Origin of the sequence: Streptomyces sp. NPDC020780, assembly GCF_044334475.1 — a bacterium.
Taxonomy (GTDB): domain Bacteria; phylum Actinomycetota; class Actinomycetes; order Streptomycetales; family Streptomycetaceae; genus Streptomyces.
Map to the genome: position 1 here is coordinate 81,152 of NZ_JBIRTB010000022.1, position 8,540 is coordinate 89,691.

The following is an 8,540-nucleotide window of genomic DNA, read 5'->3' on the forward strand; positions in this document are numbered from 1 at the left end:
GCCCGTTCGATGGGAACAACGGCCGCTGTGTTGCTGTGGACGCTGGGCCTGCCGGCCCTGGTCGGCGGCGTCCTGGTGTTCACACTGAACTCGATGGCTCGGGTCACGTTCGCGCTCCTGGGTTCCCTGGTGTGCGTCGGCGGCGTGGTGACCGTCCTGGGACTGCCCTACCTCGGGGTGGTCATCGTGCTGATGATGGTCATGGAGATGGTCATCATGGCTGTTTTCATGATTGCGTACATGATGAATCCGGCCGGTCTGATGCCGATGTCGATGCTCCACAACAAGCGCGGAGCGCCGGCCATCAGCAGCGTGGTGTTCGCCGCGTTGACCACCGCGGTCTTCGTGGTGCCCTGGCCCGACCGTGTGCGCGTACGACCGGCGGACACGACCGTCCAGGTGGGCATGTCGTTGATGGGCGATCAGATGCTGACGATGGTCACGCTCGGGTTCGTCCTGCTGGCGACGATGGTCGGCGCGACCGTGCTGGCCACCCACCGCGGCCGCTACGACCGGTTCGGCGACGACCTCGACCAGCGGCCCGCCCGCGATCCGGCCGGGGGAGGGGTGGGCCGGTGACCTTCGAACTGCTCCTGGTCCTGGCCGCGGGCCTGTTCTCGATCGGCCTGTTCGGAGCCCTGACCCAGCAGTCCATCGTCATGATCATGATGGGGATCGAGCTGATGATCGGCGGGATCATCGTCGCCGCCGCGGACTTCTGGCACTTCCTGGCCCCCACGGTGGGCAGCGGGCAGGTGGTGATCGTGGCGGCGGTGGTGGCGATGGCGGTGGAGATGGCCATGGGCTTCGCCGTCACCACCGCGATCTACCGGGCCCGGCAGGTGGACACGACCGACATGGCCGAGGACCTGAAGGGATGAGCGCGCTGATCTGGCCGCTGATCGCCCTGCCCCTGGCAGCGGGAGCCGCCCTCACGGTGACCGGAAAACGCCTGAACCGGCAGGCGTCCGCCCTCGGCGTGCTGGTGGCCACGGTGACGCTGGGCCTGGCTGTCGCTGCCGCGTTGACCCGGCCGTCGGCGAGCGTGCCACTGTTCACCGGAATCCGGGCTGGACTGGCGGTGGACGGCCTGTCCGCGGTCATGATGATCACCGTCTCCGCGGTCACCACCGCCGTCCTGGTCTTCTCCGCCGGGGAGTTCGGTGAGGACGAGAACCGGGGGCGGTTCTTCGGCCTGATGCTGCTGTTCGCCGGCTCCATGCTGGTCACCGTCACCGCGACCACCCTGCCGTTGCTGCTGATGGCCTGGGAGGTGATGGGCGCAACCAGCTGGGCACTGATCGGCTACTGGTGGCGCGACCCGGAACGGGCACGCGCGGCGGACACCGCCTTCCTCACCACCCGCACCGCGGACCTGGGCCTATACCTGGCAGCCGGTGCGGCCATGGCCGGTGGCGCCGGGTCCTTGAGCCTCGACGTCCTCCCGCGCACCGTGTCTCCTTGGCTGCACCTCGTAACCGCCGGAATCGTTGCCGCCACGCTGGGCAAGTCCGCGCAACTGCCTTTCTCCTTCTGGCTGTCACGCGCCATGCAGGGCCCCAGCCCGGTGTCCGCACTGTTGCACTCGGCGACCATGGTCGCCGCCGGGGCCTACCTGCTGCTGCGCCTGCACCCGCTGCTGGCCGCGACCGGCTGGGCGGGGCCGGTGGTCGCCTGGACCGGCGCCGCGACCGCCCTGATTCTCGGCGCGGTGGCTGTGACGCAGCGCGATCTGAAGCAGCTGCTCGCCGCGTCGACCGCCTCGCAGACCGGCTTCATGGTGCTGGCCGCCGGCAGCGGCGGTGTGGCCGGCGGCACCTTCCAGCTCGTCGCGCACGCCGCCGCCAAGTCCGGCCTGTTCCTCGCTGCCGGGGCCTGGCTGACCGCACTGGGCACCAAGCAGCTTCCTTCCCTGCGCGGGGCCGCGCGCACCCACCGCGTGGTCGGCGTCTGCTTCACCGTCGGCGCGCTCACGCTGGCCGGGCTGCCGCCCCTGTCGCTGTGGTGGGCCAAGGACGATGTCCTCGCCTCCGCCCGCGCCGAGAGCGCCGGCCTGTACCTGGTCGGGCTCGTCGCGGCCGCCGTCGCCGCCGTCTACAGCATCAAGGCCCTGTGGTACGTCACCCGTCCGCTCCCCGAGGACCCCCAGGCCGGGTACGACACCGAGCGGCGCGGTACCCGGCGTGTCCCCGCCACGTCGGCTGCCCCGCTGCTCGTTCTGGCAGGCGCGGCGGCCGTCCTGGGCGTTCTCGCCCTGCCGGGACCGGCCGGGTGGCTGCGCGACTTGCTCGGCGTCCCCGGCCAACCTTCACCCGAGGCGTGGGAGCTGGGATTGTCCGCCACCGTCGCGCTCGCGGCCGCCGGGATGTCCTGGTGGCGGCCCTTCTCCCCGCGCACTCTCGTGCCACCGGCCGTGGTGCGGTGGGCTGACGGCTGGCTCCATCTGGAACGTGCCGCCCACGCCGCCGTCGTCAGGCCGGTGATGGTGACGGCCCGCGCGCTGGCCGTCTTCGACGACCGGGTCGTGGACGGCGCCGTGCGGCAGGTGGCCCGTGGCGGACTCGCCCTCGCCCACAAGGCGCGCCGCGTGGACGACTCAGGCATCGACACCGTCGTCGACGCTGTCGGCCGTGGTGGCCTGGCCGCTGCTCGGCAGGCCCGCCGTCTGGATGACGAAGGCATTGACGCCGCCGTCAGCGCTGTCGCCTCGGGCGCTGGAAGCATGGGGCGGTGGGCGCGCCGTCCGCAGACCGGGCTGTTGCATCAGTACTACGCCCAAGCCGCCGTCGGCTTCTCCGTGCTCGTCCTGATCGTGCTGTTGGTGAGGTAGCTCCCTGTGCTGAGTGTTGTGACGTTCCTGCCGCTGCTGGTGTGCGTTGCGCTGATGCTGTCGGCCGGCAGGTTCCCCGAGCGGGCGTACCTGTGGGTGTGGATCACCACCACCGCCGTCGAACTCGCCCTGGTCGTCGTGCTGTGGGCGGAGTTCGACTCCCAGGGCGGAATGCAGTACGAGCAGCGGGTCCGCTGGATTCCCGGAGCGGGGGTGGGCTATCACGTCGGCGTCGACGGTCTTTCCCTGCCGCTGACCGCTCTGACCTGCGTACTGTTCCTAGCCGTCGCTGTGTACTCGCTGCGCGGGACGAGCCGGGTGCGCCCGTACGTGTGCCTGTTCCTCTTCTTGCAGACGGCGAGTCTCGGACTGTTCGTCGCCCTTGACCTGATCCTGTTCTTCGTCTTCTTCGACCTGTCCATCGTCGGCATGTTCTTCGTCATCGCAGGCTGGGGCCACGGCGAGCGCGCCCGGGCGGCGGCGCTGAAGTTCTTCCTCTACACCTTCATCGGCTCACTCGCCCTGCTGCTCGGCTTCATCGGCCTCTCCTTGGCCGCCGACCCGCACACCTTCGACATCGTCGACCTCACCCGTACCAACCCGCTCGCCGGCCACGGTGCGTACGCGGGCCTGGTGCTGCTGGCGATCGGCTTGGGGCTGGCCGTCAAGACCCCGACCGTTCCCTTCCACACCTGGCTGCCGCCCGCCCACACCGAAGCCCCCGCCGCCGGATCGGCGATCCTGGCCGCGGTCCTGCTGAAGATGGGCACCTACGGCTTCGTCCGCATCGCGATGCCGCTGCTGCCCGGCAGCTGGCGCCGCTACGCCCTGGCCATCGTGATCGTCGGCACCGTCTCCGTCGTCTACGGAGCCCTGGTCGCGCTCGCGCAGACCGACTTCAAGCGCATGATCGCCTACACCTCCGTCAACCACATGGGCTACATCATCCTGGCCGTCGGCGCGGCCGGGACCCTGGCCGACACCGACGCCCAGGCCCGTTCCCTGGCCGTCACCGGCGCGGTCAGCCAGATGGTCAGCCACGGCCTGATCACCGGTGCCCTGTTCCTGCTCTCCGGCGTCCTCCACGACCGCGGACAGACCTACGAGATCGACGCCTACGCCGGACTGGCCGCCCACGCGCCCCGCTTCGCGGCCGCCGCCGGCATCGCCGCGTTCGCGAGCCTCGGCATTCCGGGCTTCTCCGGGTTCATCGCCGAGTTCCAGATCCTCACCGGATCCCTCGCCTCCCAGACCATCGCCACCGCGATCGCCGTGACCGGCATCCTCATCACCGCCGCCCTGTTCCTACGCGCGCTGCGCGGCATGCTCCTCGGCCCCCCGCGCCTGCCCCCGTCAGCGCACACCACCGGCTTCGGCGACCTGAAGGCCGGCGAAGCGGTCTCCAGCATCAGCCTGCTCGCCCTCGCCCTGGTCATCGGCGTCGCGCCGCGCTGGCTGCTGGACGTCATCGAACCCGCCAGCCGCACCGTGACCGATCTGGTGGCGCGGTGAACGAGAACCTCGCCGCCCTCATCCCCGAACTGGCCCTGCTCGGCGCTGCCGTGATCGGCCTTCTGGCAGGTTCCTGGCTGCCGCGCCGCCGCCAGTGGACCGTCGCCGTCCTCGCCGGCGTGGCCTGTACCGCCGGCTTGGTGGCCACGGGCATCACCATGGCCACCGGCCGGGAACAGACCGTCTTCTCGAACGCTTTCGCCGTCGATACCGCCGCCAACGCCGGCCGTCTCACCGTTCTGGGGGCCCTGCTGCTGGTCATCACCATGTCGGTGGAGACCGTACGAGGCCACAAACGCGAAACCGAGTACTGGGTTCTGCTCCTGCTGACCGGCGCGGGCACCCTTGCCCTCCTCGGGGCGAACGACCTGCTGATGCTGTTCGCGGCCTACCTCCTCGCCAGCATCCCCGCCTACGCCCTGGCCGCCTTCGCCAAGGACAACTCCGGTACCGAAGCAGCCCTGAAGTACTACCTCATGGGCGCCCTCCTCGGCACCACCATGCTCGCCGGGACCGCCCTGTTCTACGGCGCCGGGCACGCGACGCTCTACCGCGAACTACGCCCCGCACTGCCTGAGGCTCCCTACGGCCCTGTTGCCGTAGCCCTGGTTGCCGTTCTGGCCGGGCTGCTGTTCAAGGCCGGTGCCGTGCCCGCCCACTTCTGGGTCCCCGATGTCACCGACGGCGCACCTGCTCCCGTCGCCGCCTACGTCACCACGGTGCCCAAGATCGGCGCGCTGGTCGCGGGCTACCGTCTACTCCACCAGGCCCTGCCCGACAGCGCCGTCAACTGGCCGCTGCTGCTGGCGGTCCTGGCCGCCGTCACGATGACCCTGGGCAATCTGGCGGCGTTCTTCCAGACTTCCGTCAAACGCCTGCTCGCCTACTCCGCCATCAGCCAGGTCGGCTACCTCCTTATCGCCCTCGCCGTGGCCACCCGCACGGGCCTCGCCCAACAGAGCCTGCTGTTCTACCTGGCCGCCTACGCCGCCACCAACCTCGGCGCCTTCGCCGTCGTCACCGCGCTCCCCGCCGCCCGCACCCTGGAGGACTACCGCGGCCTCGCCCGCCGCTGCCCCGACCTCGCAGCCGTCCTCGCCGTCTGCCTCCTCGGCCTCGTCGGCACCCCACCCACCGGTATCTTCCTCGGCAAACTGGAGATCTTCAGCGCCACCATCGACGGCGGCTACACCTGGCTCGCCGCCCTCGCCGTCGCCAACACCGTGGCCTCCCTCTTCTACTACCTACGCTGGCTTGCCCCTCTCTTCACCACCACCAGATCTGCACCGAGTGCCACACAAGCAGTCCTCGGCCCCTGGACTGCCACCACCGCCTACACCGCAGGGACCCTCGCCCTCGGGCTCGGTATCGCCGGCGGAGCCATCCTTCCCTTGGGTACGGGAAACCTGCTGCCGTGACAGGCCACGAACCGGGGCTTGCCCGGCGGACGCGGAGGCTACGGCACCGGCCTCGTCGAGATCGAAACCCGCCGCCCCCTCGACCTGCTACCCGACCGGGAGGCATCCAGTTCGGCAGCCTGGCTGGCCGAACGACCAGGCGTTGAGGTCATCTGCCGGGACCGAGCGCCCTTCTTCGCCGAAGGCGCCACCACCGGCGCCGCAGGCCGTCCAGGTCGCGTAGACCGTGGACCATCGCCCCGCATCGCGTCCTGCCCGGCCTGCCCCCGCGGGAGCTCGAGGTGCTCCGCCTACTCGCGACGGGCCTCGGTATCGCCGAACGCGCGGGCCTCCAGCGCCCACCGTATCGACGAGGCTTGGGACGACCTCACGTACGCCGGGCGGCAGTGGTTCCCCGGTCACGGCCCGGCGGCCGACTCCGGTTCGGTACCTGCGGCCTCCGGGGCGTCCTCGCGGTGGACAAAGGCACTCAGGAGATCGCCGACGGGGTGGTCGGCCTCGGACGGGTGGCGCAGAGCCACGGTGGCGTCGATGGTGTAGCGGTTGCGTCGGCCCACCCGGGTCCGGGTCAGGTACCCGGCTGCCTCCAGGTCCGCGACGATGATCTGCACCGCTCGCTCGGTTATGCCGATCCCGGCGGCGACGTCGCGCAGCCGCACTTCCGGGTCGCGGGCGAGCCACAGCAGCACGCGTGCGTGGTTGGTCAGGAACGTCCACTGGCCGCCCCGAGCCGATGAGCTGCTCATGAGCTCCATCATACGAACCCTGCTTCGTCTGTTGATTCCGTCGTGCGAACCTTTATTAGCGAAAAAATTTTCGCGTAACTGTTGACGTATGTCTGGTTGGCCGGTGACGCTGGAGGGGATTCATCCCGTTCTGTAGGGAATTGCTCTCGCGAGGAAGGCGGATAAGTACCATGGCCCGACTGCTCTCCCACCCGGTACACCACAGCGCCCACCGCCCCGCGCGGGCGGGGCTGGTCCAGCCGGTGGCGGCGGTGCTGACCGATCGCTTCGACGATGTCGCGGTGGCCGAGGCGGCCGCCCGCATGGCGCTGGCCCGCCGGGTACCGCTGCTGCTGATCGCCGTGATGTCCCCGCCCGTCGGGCGTGCCTCCTTCGGTCCGGCCTCCGCGCCGGTGCGGGCGGTCCTGGCCCGGGTCGTGCCCCGGGTCGGCCCGCACGCCACCGGCTACATCCCCGAGGTGTTCCACCTGCACCCGGGCAGAGGTTCGCGCCTGGCGGCGGCGACGGAGCTGATGGCACTGGCGTCCCGCCATCGGGCCTCGGACGTGGTGGCCGCCCGCCGCGGCCCGCACGGGCTCGACGCGCACACTCTGATCGAGGCCGCGGCCCTGCGCGGCGGCCCGTTCGTCCACGCCATCGCATCCGCCGCCTGGACACCCCTGCGATCGCCCTCGCCGCCCGCTGGTGACGTGCCGTCCGGCTCCTGGAGAGGAAACGCGCGATGAATGACCTGTCGTTCCCCGTCCCGCTGTGGGTATGGGCCGCGGTCACCGTCGGCATCTGCGTGATGCTCGCTGTCGACCTGATCGCCCACCGCGACAACCACGTCATCGGCTTTCGCGAAGCCGCGATCTGGAGCTCGGTCTGGATCGCCATCGGCCTCGGATTCGGCCTGATCCTGCTGGTGTGGCAGGGCGGGGAGGTGTCCTCCACCTACTACGCCGGCTACCTGATCGAAAAGGCCCTGTCGATCGACAACGTCTTCGTCTTCGCGCTGGTCTTCTCGTTCTTCGCGGTCCCTGACGCCTACCAGCACAAGGTGCTGTTCTGGGGAGTCCTCGGCGCACTCGCCGCCCGCCTGGTGTTCATCTTCGTCGGCGCCGAGCTGCTGCAGGTGTTCTTCTGGACCGCCTATGTCTTCGGTGCGTTCCTGATCTGGACCGGTTGGAAGATGGCCGTCTCCAAGGACGAAGAGGTCCACCCCGACCGCAACCCCGTCGTCCGCCTGGTCAAGAAGCTCATCCCCACCGACCCGACGTTCCACGGCGACAGGTTCTTCATCCGCAAGGGTGGCAAGCGCGTGGCGACGCTGCTGTTCGTGGCCCTGGTCGCGGTGGAGGCCACCGACCTGATCTTCGCCGTCGACTCCGTCGCCGCCGTTCTGGCGATCACCGCCAACACCTTCCTGGTGTGGACCGCCAACGCCTTCGCCGTCCTGGGCCTGCGAAGTCTGTACTTCTGCCTCGCCGGACTCCTCCGCCGCTTCGCCTACCTCCACTACGGACTCGCGGTCCTCCTGGCCTTCGCCGGCGTCAAGCTCATCCTGTCCGAGACCCCCGTCGGCAAGCTCCCCGTCCCACTCACCCTCGGCGTCATCGCGGTGACCATCACCGTCTCCATCGCCTGGTCCCTGATCGCCACCCGCGGCCAGGACGCGGCCCCCGGCGGCGTCCCGGCCGCGACCGGGAGTTCTCCCGCCGACGGCGGTGACGAGACGGCTCCCGCACCGGATCAGCCCGCAGCCCGCGACACGCACGGAAAGCAACCGCCATGATCACCGCCCGGACTCCTCGGCCCGCCGCCACATCCGCGGCACGCGAGGTGCACGACAACTCGTTCACCGTCCGCAGTTGAATTCGGAACGGACCGCGCCGACGTGGCGGCTGGTCCGGCACGGGTGCACGGGTGCTCGGGTCCGTGAGCGGTTCAGCGCGGCGGACCGAGGATGACGCCGCCGTACAGTTCGGATGCTTCCGCCAGGAGGGACTTCGGGATCTCGAAGCCGTCGGGGCGCGGGGTGGTGAGGTCGCGTCC

8 protein-coding genes are annotated in these 8,540 nt (G+C 70.2%); 7 read left to right on the plus strand and 1 reads right to left on the minus strand.

The features are described 5' to 3' along the window. Positions 1 to 9: 9 nt before the first annotated feature. From ACH4VO_RS30365 to ACH4VO_RS30385, 5 genes are read left to right on the plus strand one after another with little or no spacing between them, the layout of a single operon-like run. Positions 10 to 579 carry an NADH-quinone oxidoreductase subunit J gene (locus ACH4VO_RS30365; RefSeq protein ID WP_360996260.1) on the plus strand — a complete coding sequence of 190 codons (570 nt, stop codon included), beginning with the start codon at positions 10 to 12 and terminating at the stop codon, positions 577 to 579. Next, positions 576 to 881, plus strand: coding sequence for an NADH-quinone oxidoreductase subunit K (locus tag ACH4VO_RS30370; RefSeq protein ID WP_360996257.1), 306 nt, complete (start codon positions 576 to 578; stop codon positions 879 to 881). Before ACH4VO_RS30365 ends, ACH4VO_RS30370 begins: the two co-directional genes overlap by 4 nt. After that, on the plus strand, positions 878 to 2,830 hold the full coding sequence (locus ACH4VO_RS30375; RefSeq protein ID WP_360996254.1) for a proton-conducting transporter membrane subunit: 1,953 nt from the start codon (positions 878 to 880) through the stop codon (positions 2,828 to 2,830). Before ACH4VO_RS30370 ends, ACH4VO_RS30375 begins: the two co-directional genes overlap by 4 nt. Positions 2,831 to 2,836: 6 nt before the next feature. After that, positions 2,837 to 4,342 (plus strand): NADH-quinone oxidoreductase subunit M, encoded by a 1,506-nt coding sequence (locus ACH4VO_RS30380; RefSeq protein WP_360996251.1) that lies wholly within the window; start codon positions 2,837 to 2,839, stop codon positions 4,340 to 4,342. Beyond that, the gene (locus ACH4VO_RS30385) at positions 4,339 to 5,760 is read left to right on the plus strand and encodes an NADH-quinone oxidoreductase subunit N (RefSeq protein ID WP_360996248.1); all 1,422 of its coding nucleotides are present in this window, start codon (positions 4,339 to 4,341) and stop codon (positions 5,758 to 5,760) included. The genes ACH4VO_RS30380 and ACH4VO_RS30385 overlap by 4 nt, the downstream gene beginning before the upstream one ends. Before the next feature lie 398 nt (positions 5,761 to 6,158). On the opposite strand, the gene ACH4VO_RS30390 is transcribed toward ACH4VO_RS30385, so the two are convergent. Then, positions 6,159 to 6,506 carry a helix-turn-helix domain-containing protein gene (locus tag ACH4VO_RS30390; protein WP_360996246.1) on the minus strand — a complete coding sequence of 116 codons (348 nt, stop codon included), beginning with the start codon at positions 6,504 to 6,506 and terminating at the stop codon, positions 6,159 to 6,161. A 170-nt stretch (positions 6,507 to 6,676) separates the two neighbouring features. On the opposite strand from ACH4VO_RS30390, the gene ACH4VO_RS30395 reads away from it, so the two are divergent. Further along, entirely contained in the window at positions 6,677 to 7,231 is a 555-nt protein-coding gene (locus tag ACH4VO_RS30395; RefSeq protein WP_360996243.1) for a universal stress protein, read from the plus strand. Next, complete coding sequence (locus ACH4VO_RS30400; protein ID WP_360996240.1) at positions 7,228 to 8,280, plus strand: TerC family protein; 1,053 nt, start codon at positions 7,228 to 7,230, stop codon at positions 8,278 to 8,280. Before ACH4VO_RS30395 ends, ACH4VO_RS30400 begins: the two co-directional genes overlap by 4 nt. Positions 8,281 to 8,540 lie beyond the last annotated feature (260 nt).